General features: G+C 68.5%; 22 protein-coding genes. 7 read left to right on the top strand and 15 right to left on the bottom strand.

Going from position 1 to position 23,356, the window contains the following annotated elements; all coding sequences use genetic code 11:
* The 4 genes from ACE3O1_RS07645 to ACE3O1_RS07630 form a co-directional block, all read right to left on the bottom strand.
* Window positions 1–903, bottom strand: a 903-nt coding sequence (locus ACE3O1_RS07645) for an acyl-CoA dehydrogenase (RefSeq protein WP_374314103.1), incomplete at its 3' end; no start/stop codon positions are given.
* Between the two features lie 627 nt (window positions 904–1,530).
* Window positions 1,531–2,082 (bottom strand): putative toxin-antitoxin system toxin component, PIN family, encoded by a 552-nt coding sequence (locus tag ACE3O1_RS07640; RefSeq protein WP_374314101.1) that lies wholly within the window; start codon window positions 2,080–2,082, stop codon window positions 1,531–1,533.
* Window positions 2,079–2,606 carry a helix-turn-helix domain-containing protein gene (locus tag ACE3O1_RS07635; RefSeq protein WP_374314099.1) on the bottom strand — a complete coding sequence of 176 codons (528 nt, stop codon included), beginning with the start codon at window positions 2,604–2,606 and terminating at the stop codon, window positions 2,079–2,081. The genes ACE3O1_RS07640 and ACE3O1_RS07635 overlap by 4 nt, the downstream gene beginning before the upstream one ends.
* 92 nt (window positions 2,607–2,698) lie before the next feature.
* Window positions 2,699–3,184: a DUF6326 family protein gene (locus ACE3O1_RS07630; protein ID WP_374314097.1), complete on the bottom strand. Its 486-nt coding sequence runs from the start codon at window positions 3,182–3,184 to the stop codon at window positions 2,699–2,701.
* A gap of 301 nt (window positions 3,185–3,485) precedes the next feature.
* Here ACE3O1_RS07630 and ACE3O1_RS07625 point away from each other — a divergent pair, with 301 nt between their 5' ends.
* Window positions 3,486–4,160: a TetR/AcrR family transcriptional regulator gene (locus ACE3O1_RS07625; protein WP_374314095.1), complete on the top strand. Its 675-nt coding sequence runs from the start codon at window positions 3,486–3,488 to the stop codon at window positions 4,158–4,160.
* Here ACE3O1_RS07625 and ACE3O1_RS07620 read toward each other — a convergent pair.
* From ACE3O1_RS07620 to ACE3O1_RS07595, 6 genes are all read right to left on the bottom strand, one after another.
* The gene (locus ACE3O1_RS07620; RefSeq protein WP_374314093.1) at window positions 4,144–5,121 is read right to left on the bottom strand and encodes a glycosyl hydrolase family 32; all 978 of its coding nucleotides are present in this window, start codon (window positions 5,119–5,121) and stop codon (window positions 4,144–4,146) included. The two genes, ACE3O1_RS07625 and ACE3O1_RS07620, sit on opposite strands and share 17 nt — an antisense overlap.
* A gap of 17 nt (window positions 5,122–5,138) precedes the next feature.
* Window positions 5,139–6,134: a carbohydrate kinase gene (locus ACE3O1_RS07615; RefSeq protein ID WP_374314091.1), complete on the bottom strand. Its 996-nt coding sequence runs from the start codon at window positions 6,132–6,134 to the stop codon at window positions 5,139–5,141.
* Window positions 6,131–7,084, bottom strand: coding sequence for a carbohydrate ABC transporter permease (locus tag ACE3O1_RS07610; protein ID WP_374314089.1), 954 nt, complete (start codon window positions 7,082–7,084; stop codon window positions 6,131–6,133). The genes ACE3O1_RS07615 and ACE3O1_RS07610 overlap by 4 nt, the downstream gene beginning before the upstream one ends.
* Before the next feature lie 3 nt (window positions 7,085–7,087).
* A complete protein-coding gene (locus ACE3O1_RS07605; protein WP_374314087.1) occupies window positions 7,088–8,029 on the bottom strand; it encodes a carbohydrate ABC transporter permease in 942 nt (313 codons plus the stop codon).
* 60 nt (window positions 8,030–8,089) lie between these two features.
* On the bottom strand, window positions 8,090–9,379 hold the full coding sequence (locus tag ACE3O1_RS07600) for an extracellular solute-binding protein (protein ID WP_374314085.1): 1,290 nt from the start codon (window positions 9,377–9,379) through the stop codon (window positions 8,090–8,092).
* 61 nt (window positions 9,380–9,440) lie between these two features.
* Window positions 9,441–10,508, bottom strand: coding sequence for a LacI family DNA-binding transcriptional regulator (locus tag ACE3O1_RS07595; protein WP_374314083.1), 1,068 nt, complete (start codon window positions 10,506–10,508; stop codon window positions 9,441–9,443).
* Between the two features lie 160 nt (window positions 10,509–10,668).
* Between ACE3O1_RS07595 and ACE3O1_RS07590 the strand changes: the two genes are divergently transcribed.
* Genes ACE3O1_RS07590 through ACE3O1_RS07565 form a run of 6 tightly spaced genes read left to right on the top strand, consistent with a single transcriptional unit; the run spans window position 10,669 to window position 18,531 of the window.
* Window positions 10,669–12,141 carry an aspartate aminotransferase family protein gene (locus tag ACE3O1_RS07590; protein ID WP_374314081.1) on the top strand — a complete coding sequence of 491 codons (1,473 nt, stop codon included), beginning with the start codon at window positions 10,669–10,671 and terminating at the stop codon, window positions 12,139–12,141.
* The gene (locus tag ACE3O1_RS07585; RefSeq protein WP_374314079.1) at window positions 12,138–13,466 is read left to right on the top strand and encodes a lysine N(6)-hydroxylase/L-ornithine N(5)-oxygenase family protein; all 1,329 of its coding nucleotides are present in this window, start codon (window positions 12,138–12,140) and stop codon (window positions 13,464–13,466) included. The genes ACE3O1_RS07590 and ACE3O1_RS07585 overlap by 4 nt, the downstream gene beginning before the upstream one ends.
* Window positions 13,463–14,062, top strand: a complete 600-nt coding sequence (locus ACE3O1_RS07580; RefSeq protein ID WP_374314077.1) for a GNAT family N-acetyltransferase — start codon at window positions 13,463–13,465, stop codon at window positions 14,060–14,062. The genes ACE3O1_RS07585 and ACE3O1_RS07580 overlap by 4 nt, the downstream gene beginning before the upstream one ends.
* Window positions 14,059–15,846: an IucA/IucC family siderophore biosynthesis protein gene (locus tag ACE3O1_RS07575; RefSeq protein ID WP_374314075.1), complete on the top strand. Its 1,788-nt coding sequence runs from the start codon at window positions 14,059–14,061 to the stop codon at window positions 15,844–15,846. Before ACE3O1_RS07580 ends, ACE3O1_RS07575 begins: the two co-directional genes overlap by 4 nt.
* A gap of 4 nt (window positions 15,847–15,850) precedes the next feature.
* Window positions 15,851–17,923 carry a penicillin acylase family protein gene (locus ACE3O1_RS07570; RefSeq protein ID WP_374314073.1) on the top strand — a complete coding sequence of 691 codons (2,073 nt, stop codon included), beginning with the start codon at window positions 15,851–15,853 and terminating at the stop codon, window positions 17,921–17,923.
* On the top strand, window positions 17,920–18,531 hold the full coding sequence (locus tag ACE3O1_RS07565; RefSeq protein ID WP_374314070.1) for a GNAT family N-acetyltransferase: 612 nt from the start codon (window positions 17,920–17,922) through the stop codon (window positions 18,529–18,531). The genes ACE3O1_RS07570 and ACE3O1_RS07565 overlap by 4 nt, the downstream gene beginning before the upstream one ends.
* A gap of 16 nt (window positions 18,532–18,547) precedes the next feature.
* Here the strand turns inward: ACE3O1_RS07565 and ppk2 are convergent, their stop codons facing one another.
* The 5 genes from ppk2 to ACE3O1_RS07540 form a co-directional block, all read right to left on the bottom strand.
* On the bottom strand, window positions 18,548–19,336 hold the full coding sequence (gene ppk2 / locus ACE3O1_RS07560) for a polyphosphate kinase 2 (protein ID WP_374314067.1): 789 nt from the start codon (window positions 19,334–19,336) through the stop codon (window positions 18,548–18,550).
* Between the two features lie 858 nt (window positions 19,337–20,194).
* Window positions 20,195–20,671: a hypothetical protein gene (locus tag ACE3O1_RS07555; protein WP_374314065.1), complete on the bottom strand. Its 477-nt coding sequence runs from the start codon at window positions 20,669–20,671 to the stop codon at window positions 20,195–20,197.
* Window positions 20,672–20,677: 6 nt separating this feature from the next.
* Window positions 20,678–21,448, bottom strand: a complete 771-nt coding sequence (locus tag ACE3O1_RS07550) for a CPBP family intramembrane glutamic endopeptidase (RefSeq protein ID WP_374314063.1) — start codon at window positions 21,446–21,448, stop codon at window positions 20,678–20,680.
* 773 nt (window positions 21,449–22,221) lie between these two features.
* A complete protein-coding gene (locus tag ACE3O1_RS07545) occupies window positions 22,222–22,569 on the bottom strand; it encodes an L-rhamnose mutarotase (RefSeq protein ID WP_374314061.1) in 348 nt (115 codons plus the stop codon).
* The coding region (locus tag ACE3O1_RS07540; RefSeq protein ID WP_374314059.1) for an alpha/beta hydrolase at window positions 22,566–23,356 on the bottom strand (791 nt) is incomplete at its 5' end. The genes ACE3O1_RS07545 and ACE3O1_RS07540, both read right to left, overlap by 4 nt.

Here is a 23,356-nt window from a genome sequence, read left to right as displayed (position 1 = left end):
GTCGATCAGGTCGGCGGCCTCCCGCAGCGCCGCGCGGGCGGCCCAGAGCGGAGCATCCGCTCTCCCGAGATGCACGAGTGCGACCTGATCCGCGCGGTCGGAGGATGCCGCGGCGCGGAGCGCGTCGTGGAGCCCGAGCGCACCTCCCCACCAGCAGGCGGCCACCGACATGCCACCCCAGGCGAAGCCCGGACGCGTGAGATACCAGCCCGCTTCGCCGATCGGCACCGCCGGAGCGGCGTCGAAGTCGACCGGCGCACTGACGATGTGCGGCAGCCCGCGCGCCACCCACGGCCCGTCGTGAGGACGGATGCCGGGTGCCCGCAGCGCGACGGCGAACAGCCTCCGCTCCTCCCCCACGAACGCCGTGACGAGGGCATGACTCAGGTGCACGGCCAGCGAGCACCACGGCTTGGTGCCGGAGAGGACCCAGCCGGAGTCGGTCTCGGCCGCCTCGACGCGCATCCCGGCGCCCTCCGCAGCGAAGACGCCCCAGCACGAATCCTGATCCGCGCCGAGCTGGGAGACGTGCCACGGATCCTGCCCGGCCGCCAGGTCGATCCCGGCCTGCTGGAGGATCCCGAGGGCGTCGAGGTGGGGTTCGAGCATCCGAGCCGCGGCGATGTCGCGGGACGCCGTCGCGGCGAGGAGGTCCCACAGTCCGCGTGTACGTCCGGCACCCGCGGGCGGGGCGATCCGTCCGACTCCGACGCACCAGCCGAGGGTGGCCGGGATGTCGAGACCGAATCCCTCGACGCCTGCCGCATCGGCGAGCGCACGCGCGCACGCCTCGTCGGCAGGTGCGCCGGGCGCGATCAGCGAACCACCCCCGTGTCCGCCTCCGGCGCGCGTCACCGACTCGCTCTCCGACGGGGCGGCATCCCGACGACCTGTGCGATTCACGGCCCTCCTCAGTCCCAGCTTCTCTCCCCGTGGGCGAGCGTACGTGTGCTCGGCGGGAACACGGCGGGCCTTGACACGGTGCCGCTACGACCGGTCGGAGCTCGGAATTCAGGGAACCTTGCGGAAACATCGCGCTTCGGAAGTTGTCCCCCGAATGGGGGACAGGTACCGTTGTCTCGGCGGCACTCACCGGGGCGCTGGGGAGATCGTGGGGATCTCGTCTCGGTGCCGCCACTACTGGGGAGTAGTGCGCGACGAGCTTGTGCTCGAGACGGTAAGCAGCCCCCCTCGAGCCGTGCTCACGACCAACCGGAGCGGCCCGAGGGGGACCGGACGTTATGCGAACGCCGGGTCTGTGGGGACAGGCCCGGCACACCCCGCTGGGGACGGGGACAACCCTCTGGCGACCGCTGGGGACGGTCTCGGGCGAACGCAATCGTCGTAACCACCTTAAGGTTCGCGGTGCCCGACGGCATCAAATCAATGGATGAACGAAACGTCCCCCCTTCGGGAGACGTCCGTTCAAGAGGCGATGCCAGCGCCTTCCGCCAGGTCGAACGGCGATCCGCGACGCATCCTCAGGATGCTCAGGGGCGCTGTGCGTCCGCTGGCGCGGAACACTGCGGATCAGTACAGCTTCTCGCGTGCGGAATCTGCGAACTTCGGCACGCCCGCACGAGCGAGCACGAGGAGATAATCATCGAGCGTCATCGCGGGCGAGTCATAGCCCTCGACGAGTTCGACCAGGGCGCGGAGCGTCGGCGCGTGATAGAGGTCGATCTGATCGAGCAGGAAGTCATCGGGATGCACGACCTCGACGTCGAAAGGCGCCGTGGACACGTCCGGGAAGTCCTTGAGGTTGAAGGTGACGAGCACTTCCGCTCCGCCGCGCACCGCTGCAGCCAGAACGTGACGGTCCTTCGGATCGCAGGTCATTGTTGGAATGAGCGAGTCGTATCCGTCAACCATCGCGTCCGGGAAGTACGCGGTCATCGTTGAGATGCGCTTCTCGATCAGGCTGGCGTTTTCGCCGGCCTCGACGAGGTTCTTCCGGAGCTCTTGGAGGATGTCTGCCGACCAGAGCGGTCTGAAGAGTCCGCGATCAGCGAGTTCGAGGACGAAGTCATTCAGCAGCGCCCCATAGAGCACATTGGTGTCGAGGAGGGCAGGAAAGCTCACTCGTCTGAGAACTCCGCGAGCCGCTTGGCATCGCCAGACACGCTGACCTGAACCTTCGCATCGAGATTCGCTTGAGCAAGGTCCCGAAGCGCCTTGCGGCGCTCGGCACGAAACCTCGTCTGATACTCGACGAGATCTTCCAACCGAACCCGCCGGTGACGGCCCGGTTTATCGAAGGGGATCTCGCCGGACTCCAGGAGCCGCACAAGCGTGGGACGACTGATGCCCAAGAACTCGGCCGCCTGCTGAGTCGTCATCGTCATCCCCTGCGGAACTACGGTGATCCCTTCCCCCGCGGCGAGCGCATTCGTCACCTGCTCAAGGATGCGGAAGATCTCGTCCGGAATCGGTCTCGCTTGGCCCGCAGGATCAACGAGAGCGGCCTTGCTGGAGCTTCGCGCGAGATATGCCTCCAGCTCGCGGACCAACTCCGCAAAGTCGAGCAGCTCTTCGCGGGCATCCGCTTCGGGCAGGTAGGTCTGTGCCTTGCGGCTGCCGCGGGGCACCTCGGTCGGTGTGCTCATGTCACCAGCTTAGACGGTGAAACGAAAAAAACGAACACGCCGTGCGCCGCGCCCTGACCTGACCGCGACTACGCGAAACGGGCCCGGGATGCCTACTGCCGAACGTCGTGTCGGACCGCGGCCGTCGCGGGACGGGCGGCGGCGGGGATGCGGGGCCATTTCCAGGCGGAGCGCAGAACGAAGGCCAGGAGCAGCACCTCGATGCCGATCGAGAGGGCGTAGAAGAAGGTCCACTCCCAGGACGCTCCTGCCGCATTGAAGATCGAGTACGGGATGTAGAGCGATGCGACCACGAGGTTCACAGCACGGTTCGCCGGCGCCGGCAGAGCCATGGACAGCACTACCATCACGGCCGGGATCGCCACCGACGCGAGCATGACGGTCAGCAGCATCGGGCTGACCTCGAACCGCCAGACGAGGCCGTTCAGGATGCCGTCGACCACGCCGGGCTTGTAGAGGTTGAAGAAGTCGACATAGATGTAGAGGAACATGAAGCTCGTCCAGGCGGCGGCGAGCTTGGCCTGCACGGGGACGGGCGGGGATTCCAGCAGGTGAGGGGTCGTGGTTCGGCGGTTCATCGGGTGTTCCTTTCGGAGCGAATGGATCGGCCGCCGGAGTGGCGGCACGTCGGGGCGTGGATGAGCACGGGGCGCCGAAGGGGGCCATAGCGGTCCTGGACGACGGCCCGCATCGTCGCCGCGCCGGCTGGACTTTCAGCCGGTGTCGGGCGGGACGCGGCATCCGGTCGCTGATCGATTCCCACCGAAGGCTCCTCTCGTCGAGCGACACTTCCCACTGTCTCGTACGCTGTACGTCGTACACCGTACTATGGACGTACGCTGTACGATTGTCAAGTCCTTCAACCGAACGAGGAGACCCGTGGCTGCGACAGAAGAACGCCCGGTGGCCGCAGACGCGGGGCTGAGCAAGGAGCGTGTCGTGATCGAGGCGATCCGACTCGCCGACCGCGAGGGGGTCGACGGGCTGAGCATGCGCCGGCTCGCCGGGGTGCTCGACGCCGGGGCGATGTCGCTCTACCACTACGTGTCGAGCAAGGACGAGCTGCTGGACGCCATGGTCGACGTCCTGTTCGAGGAGATCGACCTCCCGCCCGAGGGACCCGACTGGCAGTCGGCCATGCGGGCGCGGGCGGTGTCCGCCCGCCGGGTTCTCGGACGCCACCGGTGGGCGATCGGCCTGCTGGAGTCGCGGACATCACCGGGGCCGGCGAACCTCCGTCACCACGAAGCGGTGACCGCCTGCCTGCGCGAGGCCGGATTCTCGGTCGTGATGGCGACGCACGCCAACTGGCTCCTCGACAGCTACGTGTACGGGTACGCCCTGCAGGCGGCGAGCCTCCCGTTCGACACCGCCGACGAGTTCGCGGACGCCGCCGAGCAGGTCTACCTGCCCCAGCTTCCTCCCGAGGAGTTCCCCTACCTCAACGAGTCCGCCGCGGCGCTCGCCGTCGGCGACTACGACCCGGCGGACGAGTTCACGTTCGGCCTCGACCTGATCCTCGCCGCCCTTGAGCCCCTCAGAGACGCGGGGTAGCGACGGCCGGGCCGAGCGCCGCGATCACCAGCCGGTCTCCCTCCCACGCGACGGGCATGGGGTCGGTCACGCCGCCGACGAACGCTCCGTGCTCGTCGGTGTTGTGGAAGGCGAACAGCAGCCATTGACCGTCGGATCGGCGCTGCAGGAGCCGGCCGACGTAGAGGCTCTCGTCCGTGAGCGGGTAGGCCGCGTCGACGTCGAACGGTCCGACGATGGATTGCGCGGGCACCGCCCACGTGCCGCCGCCCTGACCCTTGCGGGTTTCGCTCGCATGCTCGGCGAGGCAGGAGAAGATCAGCACGGGCCGGCCGTCCACGACCTCGACCTGCATGACCTCCAATTGGCCGAAGCCGTCGCCGCTCGGCGCTGTCAGAGGTTCACGCAACTCCCAGGTGCGCAGGTCGGACGACCACGCATGGCCGATCACGCCGCGGCCGTCGACGGGGCCGTGCGGTGCACGGGCGGTGACGAGCATGTGCCAGCCGTCGCCGTCAGGGTCGGCGAAGACCCACGGGTCGCGGAAGGCCTCGTCGTGCCACGCGCCGCTCTCCAGCGTCTCGTACCAGGGTGCGCGTGCGTCCAGCACGGGGGTGCCGGTCTTGGTCCACGTCTCGAGATCGGTCGACGTGGCATACCCGATGCTCTGCACGTTCTTGCCGTCCGGAGCGAGCGACGAACCGGTGTAGAAGAGGAACCATGTGCCGTCGGGGTGCCTGATCACCGATCCGGTCCAGGTGGCGAGGTCGTCGAAGGCGGGGGCGTCACTGCGGACGAGAGCGTCGGCGGTCTGCGTCCACTCGACGAGGTCGGTCGAGACGGCGTGGCCGATCGACGCGCGGTAGTGGCGCGCATCGGGGTCGTGCAGGGCACGGGAGGCGTAGAGGAAGAACAGGTGGTACCGGTCGCCGTCGTCAGCGAACCAGAAGTCCCATACCCAGGAGCCGGGGAGGTCGAACAAGATTGATCCTTCGTTGGTCAGCGCGACGCGCTGAGTCGGGGTGTGGGGGTCATCGGGCCGAGGTCACTGCCCGCGAAGGTGAGCGCGACCGCGGCGAGCTCCGCTGCGAGCGGCGTGTCGGCGCCCGGGCGCGAGACGGTGATCGCCGCCGCCCGCGCCGCCCGCGTGAGCACATCTTCCAGAGCGCTGCTCGGGATGCCGTCGCCTGACCGTCGCCCGCGGGCACCTGCTCCCCCGAGACCCACGACGCCGTCGATCAGCGCGCCCATGAAGGTGTCGCCGGCGCCGACCGTGTCGACCACGGGCGTGCGGACAGCGGGGATCGCGAGAAGGCCGTCGGCCGTCACCGCGATCGCACCGTCGGCGCCGAGCGTGACGACGACGAGGGCGGGGCCGCGGGCCTGCCATTCCTGCGCGATGTCGACGATGTCGCGGCCGGGATGCAGCCACCGGACGTCGTCGTCGCTCGCCTTGACCACATCGGCGAGGTCGACGAGCTCGGCGACGCGACGTCGCACGGCGGCCGGGTCGTTGACGAGCGCGGGGCGGATGTTCGGGTCGTACGTGATCGTCGCGCCCTTCCGTGCCGCCCGGACGAGCGCCATCAGCTGGGAGGCTCCCGGTTCGAGCACGGCGCCGACCGAGCCGATGTGGACCAGGTCGGCGGTGGTCAGTTCCGCGGTGTCGACCCCGTCGAGATCCCAGTCCAGATCGAACTCGTACGACGCGGCACCGGACTCGTCGAGACGCGCGACCGCCGTCGCCGTCCGCGGCGCATCGACGGCCGTCACCGCGACGCCCGACGAACTCAGCCAGCGCCGCAGCCGGTCGCCGCGATCATCGGCGCCGAGGCGCGTGATGAGCGCGGGAGTCCGCCCGAGACGCCCGAGGGCGAGCGCGACATTGGCGGGACTCCCTCCCGGCGCCTCGTCGACGGCACCTGCATGGCGATGCATGATGTCGACCAGCGCTTCACCGACGACCACGATGCGCGCAGCATCCGCCGCCGTCATCCCTTCACCCCGCTCGCGGCGATGCTGCTGACGAACGCCCGCTGGAAGATGAGGAACACGATGAGGACGGGCAGCGTGATCAGCGATGTGTAGGCCATCACCTCACCCCACGCGGTGTTCAGCTGGAAGAAGTACTGCATGCCGACCATCACCGGCCGCAGCTCCTCCTTCTGAACCACCATCAGCGGCCAGAGGTACTGGTTCCACGCCGGAAGGAACGTCAGGATCGCGACCGTCGCGAATGCCGGACCCGACAGCGGCACGAGGATGCGTCGATAGATCGTGAACCAGCTGGCCCCGTCGATGCGGGCCGCCTCATCGAGGGACCTCGGGATGGTCGAGAAGTACTGCGTGAACAGGAAGATCGAGAACGCGTTCGCGATGAACGGCACGATCTGCACCTCGTAGGTGTTCAGCCAGCCGAAGTCGTACTTCAGCACGCCGCCTTCCAGGACGAGGGTCGGGAGCTGCGCGACCCAGTAGACCATCGGCACCGCGATCGTCTCGAAGGGCACGATCAGCGTGGCGATGACGACCGCGAGCACCACGATTCGCCCCTTCCACTCCAGCCGCGACAGGGCGAACCCGGCCATCGAGTTGACGATCAGGCCCAAGCCGACGGTGAGGACCGTGACGAGGACCGAGTTGAACATGAACTGCGCGACGGGGACCCGGTCGAACACGCCGAAGTAGTTGTCGAGGCTGATGTCCCCCACGGGGAGAAAGGCGTTGACCGAATCGATGTCCTGCAGGATCTGGCTGTCCGGCTTGAGGCTCGAGACGAACATGAAGACGAGCGGGAAGAGGAAGACCACGCCGAACAGCGACAGCGCCACGTACAGCAGGATCTTTCCCCGGCGACGCTGGGACTTCTCACTGGATGCGGAGTTCTTCCTGCCCGACCGGCCCGCGGCCGGTGCCGCGGGCGTGAGGGTTCTGGTGATGGACATCCGTCAGTCCTTCTCTCGCGTCAGGCGACGCTGAATGAGCGCGATGATGAGAACCGCGACGAAGAAGATGAGCGAGATCGCGGCGGCATAGCCGATCTCCTGCTGCTCGTAACCCTTGCGAACGGCGTAGAAGACGATCGTCGAGGTGGAGTTCACCGGTCCGCCCTGGGTCATCACGTCGACCTGGACGAACAGTCCTAGTGCGGCGATGGTGATCGTGACCAGGACGAATACCATCGTCGGGCGAAGCCCGGGCCAGGTGACATTCGTGAATTGGCGCCAGGGGCTCGCGCCGTCCATCTTGGCCGCTTCGTAGAGTTCCTCGGGAATGGTCTGCAGTCCCGAGAGCCAGATGATCATGTGGAATCCGACGGCCTGCCAGATGGACATGAAGATGATGGCGCCGAGCGCTGTCTGAGGATCGTTCAGCCAGTCCGCGCCCGACCACAACCCGAACGTGAGCGCGTTGATCATGGAGTTGATCAGCCCGTCGTCCTGGTACATGAACTTCCACAGGATCGACACGACGACGATCGACGTGACGACCGGGATGAAGAAGATCACCCGGAACGCGGTGACGCCGCGCATTCGCCGATTCACGAGCACGGCAAGGAGCAGCCCGAGGGCGGCTTGGACCGGAACGACGACCAGCGCGAACACCGCGGTGTTGCCGATGGACTGGATCAGGACGGGGTCCGCCGTGAAAGCGCGGATGAAGTTGTCGAAGCCCACGAAGCGCGGCGGGTTGGGCGAGATGAGCCTCGCGTTGGTGAACGACAGGGTGAACGCGAGGATCACGGGGATGATCAGGAACAGCACGAGGAGGATGCCGGCGGGGGCGATCATTCCGAGGCCGGCCCACGTCTCGCGGCCTTTGATGGAGCGGAGGCGACGGGTGGCGCGCCGAGGTTCTTCGGCGGCGACCGTCGGGGGTGTGACAGTCATGGCAGAGCTCTCTGAGAATGCGCCGGCGGGGGCGCGCGCCCCCCGGGCCGGCGCGGCGGATCACTGGAAGCCGTACCCGTCGTTCGACGCGATGTTCGCGTCGATCTCCGACACCGCGCGATCGAGCGTGTCCTGCACGTCGGCGCCGTTCATGATGTCCTTCGCAGCCGTCTCGAACGTCGTCGAGATCACCGCGTACGCGGGGGTCTCGGGGCGGAGCACCGCGTACTCCTGCGAGAACTCCACGAACGGACGCAGCGCTCCGTCGTCGCCGAAGTACTCCGACGCCTGGGCGGCGGCCTCGGTGGCCGGGATCACGACCTGCTTGTCGGCGAACTCGGTGATGTACTCGTCCTGGAAGCTGAACTCGAGATACTCGCGGGCTCCGTCGGCGTCGTTGCACTCCGACGAGATGCCCCACTGCCACGAGCCGCCGCCGATCTTCGGCCCGGTGCCGAGATCCGGCGGAGGCAGGATCAGCAGGTCGTCGCCGACCGCGTCGAGCGCAGTGACCGCGTTCCACACGCCCGTGTAGCTGAGGGCCACCTCGTCGTCGATGAACTCCTGATTGCCGACGGTGCCGCTGTTGCCGGCGTAGCCGTCCGCGAACAGCCCCGCGAACCAGTCGCCCCATGCCACGGCTTCCGGCCCGTTGAGCACGCCCTCGGCGCTGAGCATGGTGGAGCGGTCGATCAGATCGCCCCCGAAGCTCTGCAGGAACGGGGAGTAGGCGTAGGGCCACCACTCGCCGGTGTCTTCTGCTCCGATGTCGATGGGGGTCTCGTATCCGGCGTCCTTGAGGGTCGCCAGTGCGGCCTCGAACTCGTCAGCGGTCCACGGCTCCTCGACCGTCGGGATGCGGATCCCGTTCTCGGTGAGCACGGACTCGCGCGCGAAGATCCCGAGCGCGGCATCCCAGTAGCCCGCCGAGTAGATCTCGTCGTTCCACACCCCGACCGCCGTCGGCAGCAGCGAGTCGGTCAGCTCGGTCGGAAGCTCGAGGGGCTGCAGGTAGCCCGCCCAGGCCCAGTTCGGCATGATCGGCCCGTCGAGATCCAGCAGGCAGGGAAGGTCCCCGGATGACGCGGCCGCGACGATCGCGTCGTTGTACGCCCCCTGCGGGAAGGACTCGTGCACGACCTCGTACTGGTCCTGGGACTCGTTGAAGTCCGAGATGATCCGCTCGTACACCTCGAGCTCGGCGGGGTTGCCGGCGGAGTGCGTCCACATGGTGAGCTCGGTGCGGCCGTCTGCGGTCGTGGCGTCACCCTGACCCGCCTGCCCACATCCGGTGAGGGCGATCGCCCCCACCAACCCGACCGATACGAACATCGGCGTCGTTCTGCGCATTTTCTGTGGTTTCCTTTTCATTGGCGATCGACGCGCGCGTCGATCGCTGATCGGAGACTGCCTACGGCAGTCGTTCGGTGTGTGAAGCCCGTCGCCGGTTCGGTTTGGCGACTTGCGCCGGCGGCGGGCCCACGGAGTCTCGTCTGACGACGGGACACTCCATCAGGTGCGTGGCGTCCTCATCCCCTTCTGCGCGGACGCCGAGCGCGACCTCCATCGCCCAGCGACCCATTTCGTAGTGGGGAAGGGCGATCGTGGTCAGTGGGGGGTCTTGCTCCGCGGCGACGAGCTGCTGATCGTCATAGCCGATGATCGACAGGTCGCGCGGAATCTCGAGTCCGCGGTGGTGGACGGCGGTGTAGACGCCGACAGCCATGCGGTCGTTGAAGCAGAAGATCGCGGTCGGACGCCGGTCGTCGGGGAGGTCGAGGAGGACCTCCGCTGCGGACCGGCCCCCCTGAGCGGTGGTGGCGCCCGTGACGTGGAGAGCCGGGTCGACCGGGATGCGGGCCTCGGCCAGCGCCTCCAGGTAGCCCTCGTGCCGCAGGTGCGACGCGATCGGGGCATCGTCGGTGTCGAGATACGCGATCCGCCGGTGACCGGCGGCGATGAGCTCGCGCGTGGCGGTGTACCCGCCCGCCCTGTCGTCCGGTACGACGCTGCGGAAGCCGCCGTCTGCCGGCCGGCAGTCGAGGAAGACCGTGGTCGAGGGCAGTCCGGCGGGCGCGTCCACCACGCGGTGCCACATGCACGCGTAGATCATCGCGTCCACCTGCTGCGAGGTCAGTGCGTGGATCGCACTCCGTTCGATGTCGCCGTCGCCCCCGGTGTCGACCAGGAAGACGAGATGGCCGCTCTCGCGGGCAGCGTCCTGGGCGCCCGCGAGCATGCGGCCCGCGAACGGGGTGGTGGCGATCTGATCGGAGATGAGGCCGACCGTGCGCGTCTGCTGCGTGCGCAGACCGCGAGCCACCGAACTGGGCGCGTAGCCCACGGCGTGCGCAGCCTCGCGGACTCGACGGCGCGTCTCCTCCGAGATGCGCGACTCGACGTCGTTCATGACGAGCGAGACGGTCGTCACCGACACGCCCGCCGCCGCTGCGACGTCCGAGATCCGAGGCCGAGGCATTCTCACATCCTTGTGATAAATCGATTTATCTAACGTGGATGATTATGGACCGCCGACCGTCGCCTCGTCAAGGCAGAATTTTCGGCCGGACCGTTACGTCCGGATTGACAACGTTCGCGCAATCCTCCAAGTTAGGTGAGGCATACCTAAGAGGAGACCCATGCACGAGCTGCTGACGCGTTCGACGACCGATTCCTACACCGCACTGATCGCCGAAACATCGGACCGACTCGCTCACCGCTTCGCCGAAGTCTCCCAACCCTTCTCCGGGGCAGCCAGAAACGACCTTCAGGACCTCACCGACCGAGTGGACCTCGATGGCGGTGGCATCGGCACGTCGGCCGCCGTCGCCGAGATCGACGAGCTCTTCCTCGAGAACGCGGTCTGGTTCCACCACCCCTCGTACACCGCACACCTCAACTGCCCCGTGGCTCTTCCCGCCGTCGCGGCAGAAGCGGTCCTGGCCGCCGTCAACACCTCGGTCGACACCTACGACCAGTCCACCGTGGGCACCCTCATGGAGCAGCGGCTGATCTCGTGGACGGCCACGCGCATCGGATTCGCGCACGGCGACGGCGTGTTCACCTCCGGCGGCACGCAGTCGAATCTGCACGCCCTGTTCCTCGCCCGCGAAGCGGCGCTCGCCGCGCACGGCGGTCCGCGCTCCGAGGCGCTGGCCAGGATGACGGTGCACGCGACCTCGTCCAGCCACTTCAGCGTCGCCAAGTCGGCCCTGCTCCTCGGTCTCGCCGACGACGCCGTCGTGATCGTCGGCGACGACGGTGAGGGACGAATGGACCCCCGCTCGTTGGAGCAATCCCTCCGCGAATCGCGCAGGAGCGGGCGACTGCCGATGGCGGTGGTCGCCACCGCCGGGACCACGGATCGGGGCGTGATCGATCCGATCGATGCGATCGCCGACCGATGCGAGGTCGGCGGCGTGTGGCTGCATGTGGACGCGGCCTACGGATGCGGGCTGCTGGTCTCGCAGCGCCGGCGCCACTTGCTCGCAGGCGTCGAGCGTGCCCGCTCCGTCACGGTGGACTTCCACAAGAGCTTCTTCCAGCCGGTGTCATCGAGCGCGCTGATCGTGCGCGAACCCCGGGATCTCGCGGCCGGCGCCTGGTACGCCGACTACCTCAATCCGCTCGATAACGCCGAGCCCAACCAGGTCGACAAGTCACTGCAGACGACCCGCAGATTCGACGCCCTGAAGCTGTGGGTCTCCCTGCGGGCGCTCGGAGCCGACCGCCTCGGCGAACTGTTCGATGCCACCATCGACCTCGCGGCGGATGTCGCGAACGAGGTCGACGCGGACGACCTGCTCGAGCTCGTGGGCCGCAGCCAGCTGAGCACGGTGCTGTTCCGGGTCAGGCCCGAGGGGACGGATGCCGCGACCCAGGATGCCCTCGTCGCAGGCGTCCGCCGGGTGCTGTTCGAGTCAGGCCGGGCGCTCGTCGCGAAGACCGTCATCGATGACCGCCCGTGCCTGAAGCTCACGCTCCTCAACCCCACGACGAGCCTCGACGATGTGCGGGAGGTGCTCGCGATGGTGAAGGACGCCGCGGCGACGCTCGCCGATCTCGAGTCCGAGACGGACGCCGCGCTCGTCGGAGCGGAGCCGCTGGCATGAGCGCCCACGTCCACGACCTCGTCGGTGTCGGGATCGGGCCGTTCAACCTGGGCCTGGCATGCCTGGCCGAGCCGACCGGGCTCGACGCGGTGTTCCTCGATCGCGCCGACGGGTTCCGCTGGCACCACGGCATGATGATCGAGGGCGCGACCATCCAGGTGCCGTTCCTCGCCGACCTCGTCACGATGGCCGACCCGACCTCGCCCTACTCGTTCCTCGCCTGGCTCAAGCACACCGGCCGTCTGTACCCGTTCTACATCCGCGAGAGCTTCTACGCGCTGCGCACCGAGTACGACGCCTACTGCCGGTGGGCGGCGGCACAGCTGCCGAACCTCCGCTGGAACCAGGAGGTCGTCGCCATCGAGCACGATCCGACGGCCGACACCTATGTGGTCCGGGCGATGCGCACCGACACCGGCGAGACGAGCGAGCTCCACGCACGCCACGTCGTGCTCGGGGTGGGCACGAACCCCGTCATCCCGCGCGAACTGCGGGGACTCGAGGGCCCGGCGATCCACAGCTCCGAGTACCTGGAGCATCGCGACCGCCTGCGCCGATCCGGATCGATCACCGTCGTGGGCAGCGGCCAGTCCGCCGCCGAGATCTACCGCGACCTCCTCGAGGGCGCGACGGGCGACGGCTACCGGCTGGACTGGATCACCCGTTCGCCGAGGTTCTTCCCGATGGAGTACACCAAGCTCACGCTCGAGATGACCTCGCCCGAGTACACCGACCACTTCCACGGTCTTGCGCTCGCGCAGCGGCAGGCACTGGGGCGGGAGCAGCGCAGCCTCTACAAGGGCATCTCCGCCGAGCTGATCGACGACATCTACGACACGCTCTACCGGCTGAGCGCCGACGGCCCGGTGCCGACGACGCTGCTGACCGACACCGAGGTGACGGCGGCGGAGTGGGACACGGACCGCTTCCGTCTGCGGCTGCGCCACGGCCAGCTCGGCCACGAGCAGACCCGAGAGACCGCGTCGCTCGTGCTGGCGACGGGATACGCGGCCGAGACGCCGCCGTTCCTCGCGCCGGTCGCCGACCGTCTCGACTTCGATGCGCTCGGCCGGCTCGACGTCGCCCGCGACTACAGCATCGACGGTGGACGCGGCCGGGTCTTCGTGCAGAACGGCGAAGAGCACACCCACGGTCTCACAGCACCCGATCTCGGATTCGGCGCGTGGCGCAACTCGTCGATCCTCGCCTCGGTGCTCGGACACGAGGTCTACCCGATCGAGCGCCGCATCGCGTTCCAGGACTTCGGGCTCCCCGCGGGGTCGCTCGTTCCGGCCGGGTCCGGTGCGCCGGAGGCGATGGCATGAGCGCGGATGCCGCGTCCCTCGACATCCGCCTCATTCCGGTCGACCCGCTCCGCGACGCGACGATGCTGCAGCGGTGGCTCGCCCACCCGCACAGCGCGTTCTGGGGCATGCCCGACCTCACGCCCGGCGAGATCCGCTCCTACCTGGCGGGGGTCGTGGCCGACCCTGCCCAGGACGGCTGGCTCGGCCTGGTCGACGGCGTCCCCACGTTCTACGTCGAGACGTACGACCCGGCGCAGGTGCTGCTCACCGGCATCCACCCGTCACGACCCGGCGACCTGGGGATGCACATCCTCATCGCACCGCCGGCGGGCCCGCCCCGCCACGGTCTGACCGATGCCGTCTTCGCCGCCGTGATGGCCTGGTGCTTCGACGCACGTTCCGCCGAACGCGTGGTCGTCGAACCGGATGTCCGCAACAGCGCCATCCGCCTGAAGAACCGGCGCGCAGGATTCGTCGAACTGTCCGAGGTGAGCCTCGTCGACGGCTCCCACGTCAAGCAGGCGATGCTCTCGGTCTGCACCCGCCGCGGATTCGCGGCATCCGAGCTGTCATCGCGCGCGCCGCTGGTCGCGCAGGAAAGGAGCCTCCCGTGATCGCGGAAGCCGCACACCTCACCCCCCTCACCCTCGAGAACGCGCAGCGACACCTCGTCGCGAAGGCGATCGCCGAGTTCTCGCACGAGCGACTGATCGCACCTGAGCCGATCGGCGACGGCTGGCGGCTGGTGACCGCCGAAGGGACCGCCGAGTACCGGTTCGCGGCGCAGCGCACCGCGCTGGAGCACTGGATCATCGACGAGGCCTCGCTCGAACGTCGCGTGAACGGCGAGCCCGCACCGCTGGATGCGCAGGCGCTGATCCTCGAGCTGCAGCCTCAGCTGGGCATCTCGGACGCGCTCCTCCCGGTGTATCTCGAGGAGATCGCGTCGACCCTGGCGGGCGCCGCGTTCAAGATCGCCCGCGGCGGAGCATCCGTCGACGAGCTCGTGGATGCCGACTTCCAGACCATCGAGACCTCGATGACCGAAGGCCACCCCGGGTTCGTCGCGAACAACGGGCGGATCGGGTTCGGTGTGACCGACCACGCGGCCTTCGCACCCGAGGCCGGCACCCCGTTCCGCGTCGTCTGGCTGGCCGCCCGGCGGTCGCAGTCTCACCTCGCCCTCGGCGCCGGTCTCGACGAGGAGGCGCTCATCGGCGGCGAGCTGAGCGAGGCCGAGCGTACCCTCTTCGCCTCCCGGCTCGACGCCGTGGGGGAAGACCCATCCGACTACCACCTGCTCCCCGTCCACCCGTGGCAGTGGGAGAACCGGATCACCGTGACCTTCGCGCCGGACCTCGCGCGCCGCGACCTCGTGCTCATCGGCGAGAGCGAGTCGGAGTACCGCGCACAGCAGTCCGTTCGCACCATGTTCAACGCGACCCACCCGTCACGCCACTACGTCAAGACCGCCCTCGCGGTGCAGAACATGGGGTTCCTGCGCGGGCTCTCCCCCGCCTACATGCGCGTGACGCCGGCGATCAACGACTGGGTCGCCGACCTCGTCGCCTCAGACAGCACCCTCGGGGATGCCGGCTTCCGCGTGCTGCGGGAACGCGCGTCGATCGGGTACACCGGCGACGTGTACCACCGCACCTCGCAGCCGTCAGCGCATCGGAAGATGCTCGCCGCGCTGTGGCGGGAGAGCCCGGTGCCCTTGATCCGCCCCGAGCAGCAGCTCGCGACGATGGCATCGCTCCTGCACCGCGACTCCGCCGGACGCTCGTTCGCGACCGCGCTGATCCGTGCCGCCGATGTCTCGCCGTCGGAGTGGGTCGCCGCCTACCTCCGGGTCTACCTCCAGCCGCTCGTGCACTGCCTCCTCGTACACGATCTGGCGTTCATGCCGCACGGCGAGAACCTCATCCTCATCCTCGACGACCACGTCCCCTCGGGCGTGTTCATGAAGGACATCGGGGAAGAGGTCGCCGTGCTGGGCGCCCGTGACGTGCCCGAGGACATCCGCCGCATCGTCACGCCGGTCGACGACGAGGAGAAGGCCCTCGCGATCTTCACCGACGTGTTCGACGGGGTACTGCGTCATCTGGCCGGGATCCTCCACGCGGACGGCACCCTGCGCGAGGACGTGTTCTGGCGCCTGGTCGCCGATGCGGTCGACGAGCACGCGGCACGGCATCCCGATCTCGACTCGCGCGTCGACCTGCGCGCCGACAGCTTCGCGCACTCGTGCCTCAACCGCCTGCAGCTGCGCAACACCCTGCAGATGGTCGACCTCACGAACCAGTCGTCGTCGCTGCTCTACGCCGGACGGCTGAACAACCCGATCACGCGCTCCGCCGCCGCTCTCACCGCGACGCCCGTCGCCGTGGGAGTCTGACGGGATGGCAGAGGTCTCCCGCGACGACCTGGGCATCCCCCACATCCGCGCCGCCGACGTCGGCGACCTCGCCGAGGCACAAGGCGAGGTCACCGCCCGCGACCGCGGCTGGCAGATCGAGGTGGACCGCCTGCGGACCAGCGGCCGGCTGTCGGAGCTCATCGGGGGCGCGGGCGTCGCGTGGGACGTCTTCGCGCGGCGCGCACGCCTCGACGACACCGCCCGGCGGGCCTTCGAAGCGCTCGATCCCGAGACCTCCGGGTTCGTGCGCCGCTACGTCGCCGGCGTGCGGCGCGGGATGACTGCGGTCGGATGCCGCGCGTGGGAGTTCGACGAACTCGATCGGGTGTTCGGGGATCGGCGGCCGCTCGAATCGTGGGAGGACCACGACCCGCTCGGTGTCCTCCACGTGGCGCACGCGCTCTTCTCCCCGTTCCCGGTGGTGCTGTGGCGGGCGCACGTCGCGGACACGCTCGGCGACGAGTGGGTCGACCTCTTCGCCGGGTACGGAGATCCGGGCGACGAGACCCTCCCCTCCTCGGGCAGCAACGCGTGGGCCGTCCACGGGACTCGGACCGCGAGTGGGATGCCTCTTCTCGGCGGCGACCCGCACCGCATCTTCGAGCTTCCCGGCGTCTATCAGCAGATCCGCCTCGCATGCGGCGAATTCGACGTCGTCGGCCTCGCTTTCCCCGGCGTGCCCGGCGTGCCCCACTTCGGTCACACCGGACCCGCCGCGTGGGGCGTCACCAACGCGATGGCGCACAGCGTCGAGATCTTCCGGGAGCGGCTGCGCCCCACCGCCGACGGGTACGACGCGCTCGGTCCCGACGGGTGGCGGGCGGCCGACGTGCAGCGCTCGGAGGTCTTCGTGCGGGGTGGGGCGGCCGTGAACGTGGAGGCGATCGAGACCGAGCGTGGAACGGTGGTGACCGACCTGCGCGAGCAGGACGGCGCGCTCGTCGGGTGGAGCATCCGCCTGCCCGCACGCACGAACCGCGACGTCGGAGCATCCGCTCTTCTTCCCCTGCTGCGAGCCCGCACCGCCGAGGACGTGGTCGAGGCGTTCGGCTCGTGGGTCGACCCCGTCAACCGCGTGATCGCCGCGGACTCCGCGGGCACGGTGCTCGCGGCCACCGTCGGCGTCGCTCCGGACCTTCCGCGCGAAGCACGTCGCCTGCCTCTCGACGGCACCACCAGCCGGCCCGCGGCGGATCGCCCCCCGATTCCCGCGACGGCCGTGGGCGACATCGCCGTAGACGCGAACGAACGGCCCGAGCGAGTCGAGATCGATCTGGGCTTCGCCTACCCGCCGGCCCATCGGGCCGCCCGCATCCGCTCACTGCTCGAGGAACTGCGGCCTCGGACTGCCGACGCCTTCGCCGAGATCTGGGGTGACACCGCGAGCGGATCGGCCGCCGCCCTGCGCGCCTGGATTCCCGCCGAAGCGGACCTGCACGAATGGGACGAGCGAATGGATGCCGCCTCCCGCGCCGCCGGCCGCTTCGCCGCGTGGCGCAGCGGGGTGGTGCGACGCGTCGCCGCGCACCCGGCGCTCGCGCCGCTCCACGCGCCGCACGGCTTCAGCCCCGTCTTCCAGCCGTGGCTCACCGTCGGAGCGCAGGTGGCCGCCGCCCTGCCGCGACTCCTCTCCCATCCCGCGATCGCGCCCGACGCACCCCGGATGTGCGCCGAGGCCTGGGATGAGGCATCCGCCGCCCCCGAATGGGGATCGACGCACCGAATGCTGCCGCTGCACGTGCTGGCGGAGGTGCCCGGCGCCGCCGCACCCGTCACGGAACTGGATGTCGCGGTCTCGGGCGACGGCGACACGGTGAGGTGCACCGGCTCGACACCCGGGACCACCGACCGCAGCTGGCGCGGCTCGGTCGCGCGCTGGGCGTGGGACGTGGCCGACCGCGAACGCAGCCTGTGGAGCGTGCCCTTCGGCGCATCGGGAGACCCCGCGTCGCCGCACTTCGCCGACCAGCTCGCAGCCTGGGCCGAGGCGCGGCCCACACGGGTCACCACCGAGTGGGCGAGACTGCGACCCGACCGACCGACAGGAGCAGCATGACCACCACCCGCCACGCCCGATTGATCACCGGCTCCGCGGGTGCGGTCGTTCACGTCGTGGACGACCCTGCACTGGGCCGCGTCGAGTTCACGGTGCTCGACCCAGAAGGTGATCTGGACGTCCTGCACGAATGGGTGACCCGGCCCTCGGCACGGTTCTGGGGCCTCGGTCACCTGTCACGCGAGGAGCTGCGCGACACCTACGCGTACGTCGAGTCGCTCCCCTCGCACCACGCGTTCCTCATCCGTCGCGACGGGCTGCCGATCGTGCTGCTGCAGACCTACGAACCCGAGAACGACCCCCTCGGCGATGCCTACGACGCGCGGCCCGGCGACGCCGGGATCCACTTCTTCCTCGGCGATCGCGGCGCGCCCGTCGTGGGACTGACCACCCGCATCGGGGAGCTGATCGCCGGGTTCATGTTCGCGATCTCCGCCGTCGACAGAATCGTCATCGAGCCCGACGTGGAGAACGACCGGGCCCTCGCCCGCGTGCGTCGGTTCGGGTTCGAGCTCGGCCCCCGCGTGCGACTCCCGAACAAGACCGGCCAGCTGGCGGTGCTCACGCGGGATCGGTGGGAGGCACTCGGAGCCCCCAGGCCGCGCTGATCGCGCTGCCCCTCAGCTACTTCTTGCCGAGCTCGGCGGCGATGTCGGGAACGTAGGTGAACTGCTCGATGGGGGGTCGCTCGTAGTCGTCCGCTTTCGGGCGGTCCGGGATCGTGATCTTCTCGCGATCCAGGTGGTGGTACGGGATGCTGTCGAGAAGGTGGCTGATCGCGTTCACGCGCGCGCTGCGCTTGTCGTCGCTCTCGACCACCCACCACGGCGATCCCGACGTGTCGGTCGCGGCGAACATCGCGTCCTTCGCGCGGGAGTAGTCCTCCCACCGGCGAATGGACTCCAGGTCCGTGGGCGACAGCTTCCACAGCTTGATGGGGTCCTCACGTCTCGCGCGAAAGCGCGCCTGCTGTTCATCGTCCGAGACCGAGAACCAGTACTTGATCAGGATGATGCCGTCTTCGATGAGCAGCTGCTCCACGACGGGCGCTTGACGCAGGAATCTCTGGTACTGCTCCTCGGTGCAGTACCCCATCACCCGCTCCACTCCGGCGCGGTTGTACCAGGACCTGTCCATCAACACGATCTCGCCCTTCCCGGGGAGCTGCTCGATGTACCGCTGGAAGTACCACTGACCGCGCTCTCGTTTCGACGGCTTGTCGAGCGCGACCACGCGCGCGTGCCGGGGGTTGAGATACTGGGTGATCCGTTTGATCGCACCACCTTTGCCCGCGGCATCCCGCCCCTCGAAGATCACGACGATGCGGGTGCCGGTCTCCGCGACCCACCGCTGCATCTCGACCAGCTCGACCTGCAGTCGCTTCAGCTCGGCCTGGTACAGCCTCTTGGGCATCCTCTTCGCGGACTTCCCGCTCTTCGTCGCCATCGCTACCCCGCCCAGTCCGCTCTCCGCGGACTCTCGGTGGTGGGTCCGGTCATGTCGAAGGTAGGCCGATCCGGCAGCGTTCCGCCCGCCCTGGACGGGCCACGGAACCCGTGCTAGGAGGTGCCGCCGGCGAGGACCTCGCCGCTACGCCAGCGACAGGACGAACGAGAGCACGAAGCCCGCGGCGGTGCTGAGGGCGACGGCGGGGCCGCCGTGCTCGAACGCCTCGGGCATGAGGGTGTCGGCGAGCGAGGCGATCACCCGCGCCCGCCGCGAAGGCGAGCGGGAGCGAGAGGACGGCCGGTTCGCTGTCAGCCAGATAGACCGCGCCCACGACCACCGTGACCGTGAGCAGCAGCGCGACAGCCGTCCAGAGACCGAGGATCTGAGCGGCCGACCGCCCCTGCTCCCGCATCGACGCCGCCCCGACCAGCGCCTCGGGCAGGTTCGAGACGAAGATCGCCGCAAGGAGCGCGATACCACCCGCCCCGTCGGTGATCGAGATGCCGAGGGCGAGACTCTCCGGGATGCCGTGTCCAGGAGGGCGCTCAGGGTCGTGAACACGACGGCTCCGACCAGCACGCCGCCGGCCGCGAGCCAGATGCCGCCGCGTTCGCAGGACTCCTCGAACAGCTCGAAGCTCAGCGCGTTGCGGCAGGATGAGCCCGTGGCGAAGATCGCCCCGGCGTGCTAGGTCCCCCAACCGGCCTCGACGGCGGATCGACGAGGCATCCCCGATTCCGGCTCAGAATCTCGCGCCCAAGCACCGCTGAGCGCCGACAGTCACTGTGGTAGACCACACCTCCGGTGAGCGCGGAGGTCTCATCAGCTCCGGAGGAGGCGCAGGAGATCCTTCAGCCCTAGGCCGCCGATGTTCTGCTGTTCGAACTCGATAGTGGTGCCTGTGGTGGTGTCGGTGAGCTCGATGACATGCACGGTGCCGCTGTGGTGGTCCTTCACCCCGAGGTTGCTGCGCTCGATGTACGCGACGGGGTGCAGCTCCTTCCAGCCGCCGACGACGCCGGTCCGCTCGCGTCCGAGGACGTGCAGCCTCGTCGGGGAGACTGCCAGCACGATGGAGGGGTAGCTGCCCTTGGCTGCGCTCGAGATCCGCTGCCCGATGATCCCACCGGCGACGCCCCATGCCGTCGCGTTGCCGGTCCCCGCGCCGAGCCCGACGCCGGCAGTCGCCCCCAGAACACCGGCGAACGTTGATCCGCGGGGCATGACGACTGCGGCGTCCAGGATCTGGTCCTTCGTGGCAGCCGACGCGCCGTCTCGTGCTTTCTCTTCCCGTCCCATGAGTGCCTACCTTGTCGTGGCGTCGAGTCGTTCGTTGGATCCGCGGATGACGAACGCCACGGCGATCAAGGCGAAGATCCCCGCGACGACGTTGATGGTTGCGCCGATCGCGGCGAACGGGCCGGATGTGCCGTGTGTGAGGGAGAAGACGGAGAAGTCCCAGAACCCATGCAGGAGCATTGCCCAGATCAGGCTGCCCGTGGTGCGGCGCAGGATGTAGAAGATGGTGCCGGCCATGAACGTGAAGGCGACCTGCTGGAGCGTGGCTCCGAGCGCCTGACCGCTCAGCGCATTCGCCAGGTGCATCAGCGCGAATGCGGCCGTGGTGATGAACCATACCCACCCTTCTCCAAGTCGACTCCGGAGTGAGGTGAGCAGGAGGCCGCGGGTGGTGAGCTCCTCCGTGAACCCGACAAGGATGAGTACGATCGCCGCGGCGAGGAAGGGGACGTCGAACGCGGACCAGTCCGTCGAGATGAGGTTGGCGACCAGCGCGATGGTCAAGAGGATCGGGGCGATGATCGGCCATCTCACGCTTCGCTGCCGGTCGAAGAGTGCGGGGCGCCACCAGCCCAGGAGGGTGGTGGTGATCGCCAGCAGGACCGCGCTGATGATCAGGGAGAGCCCCGCGCCGAAGAACAGGTTGCTGCCGCTTTCGGCGAGATCGGTGTAGGGAACTCCTGAGAGCCTCTGCACCGTGAAGACGACGACGACATAGCCGAGGTAGATCGCGATGCCGATCCAGATCCGGGGACGTACTTTCAGCAATTCACTCAATTCCTGGTCCTTCTGGTCGGAGGCGGTGCCGGAAAGTCAGTGTGTTCAGTCCGTCGCGAAGAGCCGTCACGCGCATGATCCGCTCTCCTATGTGATCCGGACCGAAGGTTGATCTCGTCACGGCGAAACGGGCGATAGAGCCCTCATGCGGTCGCAGCCGGCCCATTTCGCCGAGCGCCCGACCCGCGACTCCCGAACGCTATCAATCGGCGATCGGCTTTCGCTAGGAGATCTAGTGAAGTTCTCGTGACGCCGACCGATCGCGGGACCGGCCCGAGGGCGGGCGCCGTAGGAGACTGAGCGGATCGATCCCTCGGCCTCGGCAGGCCCTCGCCGTGACACTCGATCGCCGGCCGCCGCCACGGAATTTCGAGGACGGATGTCGCGCGCACAGCGTCCTCGAGCGGGCTACGAGACGCATCGGTGCAAGGTGTCCCGAACTGTCTCGACGCCGCCAGGGAAACAGGAACTGGCCAAGGATCTTCTGGCGGAGACGGAGGTATTTGAACTCCGACCCTCGGACATTTCGCAGGCGAGCTTCACTGTGCACTCGCACGGTTCCGCGGATCTCGAGGTTTCGTCGATTGCCCTCGATGTGCCGGGTCGATCTCAAGTCTTCCCAAATCGTTCCCACGCAGCGACCGGACGAACTTCCACCAAACGGTGCTCGCGGGGGCGACCGCGGTCATCTGGTTGAGAGCGGCGGATCGCTCTGGAGGTCCCTCATGAACTCGTCTGACTTGTAGGAACGCGCAGAGCCTGGCACGACGCGGTCACGCGAGGTGGAAGTAGTGTTCCAGGAGGTCGCTTTGCTTGTCCGGACGACCCTGCTCGAAGTACTGGGCCATGCCTTCCTGCCATCGAGTGTTCACCTCTCGGAGCGCCATCGCCGCGGCCGCTTGATCGTAGTCGTCCGTTTCGAGGTAGGCGACCACTAGACCGTCGTCGCGCCGGACGAAGAGGCTGAAGTTCCTGTACCCGCTCTCGGAGAGCGCTTTGAGCATCTCGGGCCACACGTGGGCGTGGACTTCGAGATAGTCGTCGACACGGTCGCGCTTGAGTTGCATGATGAAACAGACACGCTGTACGGGCTGCGGGTCGGAAGTCGAGTCACTGCTCATGCCGGCACCGTACCCGTCGCGTGGCGGGATGCGCGAGGCGATCGGGTGACGTTCCTCACCGTGCTTGCGATCTCCGAGAGGAAGCGTCGGGAGAATGCGCTGCGGGGTGCTTCGTATTCGAATCCGTGGAACCCTCCGGGGAGGAACCGCGCGTTGACCTCCACGCCGTCGGCGGCGAGCCTGCCCGCGTAGCGCCAGCCCTCGAGACGTAGCGGGTCAGCAGACGTGGTGTAGATGTGCGCGGGCGCAAGTCCGGCTGTCGTATGAGCGCGAGCGGGCGCCGCGTAGCTGTTGGGCTCGGCAGCACCCAGGTACATCCTCCAGTAGCGGTCCATGTCCGCTCGACGGAGGGGGCCGTCGTCGTCGTCGCGTGCCTGGTCGTCGAGCGGTGGGCAGATCAGCAGCTGTGCGGCGGGCTGGTTGTCGCCGCGGTCGCGGAGCAGCAGACAGAGGCCAGCGGCAAGGGTTGCGCCGGCGCTCGCACCCGCGATCACGATCGGTCGACCCGATTTGGCGATGTGCTGGTACACGGCGAGGGCGTCGTCGAGGGCGGCGGGGAAGGGATGCTCCGGGGCGAGGCGGTAGCGGACCGCGACAACGTCGACGTCGCATCGCGCAGCAAGGTGTGCGAGGATCTCGTCGTCGCCCTCGGGCTCGCCGTAGACCCAGCCGCCACCATGGAGCCAGATCAGCGTCGCAGCACGATCTCCTGTCCCATACGTCCTGACGCCGACTCCTCGAACGGAGTGTTGCTCTCCGAGGAATACCCCGCCGCTCCGCGCGAGGT

The organism is Microbacterium sp., from assembly GCF_041909575.1.
Lineage (GTDB): Bacteria > Actinomycetota > Actinomycetes > Actinomycetales > Microbacteriaceae > Microbacterium.
This window is presented reverse-complemented; position numbering and strand designations above follow the sequence as displayed.

Coding starts and splice junctions, on each gene's coding strand:
- ppk2 (WP_374314067.1), bottom strand. CDS start 19,336: ATGCCCAAGAGGCTGTACCAGGCCGAGCTGAAGCGACTGCAGGTCGAG.
- ACE3O1_RS07630 (WP_374314097.1), bottom strand. CDS start 3,184: ATGAACCGCCGAACCACGACCCCTCACCTGCTGGAATCCCCGCCCGTC.
- ACE3O1_RS07585 (WP_374314079.1), top strand. CDS start 12,138: ATGAGCGCCCACGTCCACGACCTCGTCGGTGTCGGGATCGGGCCGTTC.
- ACE3O1_RS07600 (WP_374314085.1), bottom strand. CDS start 9,379: ATGCGCAGAACGACGCCGATGTTCGTATCGGTCGGGTTGGTGGGGGCG.
- ACE3O1_RS07570 (WP_374314073.1), top strand. CDS start 15,851: ATGGCAGAGGTCTCCCGCGACGACCTGGGCATCCCCCACATCCGCGCC.
- ACE3O1_RS07555 (WP_374314065.1), bottom strand. CDS start 20,671: ATGGGACGGGAAGAGAAAGCACGAGACGGCGCGTCGGCTGCCACGAAG.
- ACE3O1_RS07595 (WP_374314083.1), bottom strand. CDS start 10,508: ATGCCTCGGCCTCGGATCTCGGACGTCGCAGCGGCGGCGGGCGTGTCG.
- ACE3O1_RS07605 (WP_374314087.1), bottom strand. CDS start 8,029: ATGACTGTCACACCCCCGACGGTCGCCGCCGAAGAACCTCGGCGCGCC.
- ACE3O1_RS07615 (WP_374314091.1), bottom strand. CDS start 6,134: ATGACGGCGGCGGATGCTGCGCGCATCGTGGTCGTCGGTGAAGCGCTG.
- ACE3O1_RS07610 (WP_374314089.1), bottom strand. CDS start 7,084: ATGTCCATCACCAGAACCCTCACGCCCGCGGCACCGGCCGCGGGCCGG.
- ACE3O1_RS07635 (WP_374314099.1), bottom strand. CDS start 2,606: ATGAGCACACCGACCGAGGTGCCCCGCGGCAGCCGCAAGGCACAGACC.
- ACE3O1_RS07545 (WP_374314061.1), bottom strand. CDS start 22,569: ATGAGCAGTGACTCGACTTCCGACCCGCAGCCCGTACAGCGTGTCTGT.
- ACE3O1_RS07565 (WP_374314070.1), top strand. CDS start 17,920: ATGACCACCACCCGCCACGCCCGATTGATCACCGGCTCCGCGGGTGCG.
- ACE3O1_RS07590 (WP_374314081.1), top strand. CDS start 10,669: ATGCACGAGCTGCTGACGCGTTCGACGACCGATTCCTACACCGCACTG.
- ACE3O1_RS07580 (WP_374314077.1), top strand. CDS start 13,463: ATGAGCGCGGATGCCGCGTCCCTCGACATCCGCCTCATTCCGGTCGAC.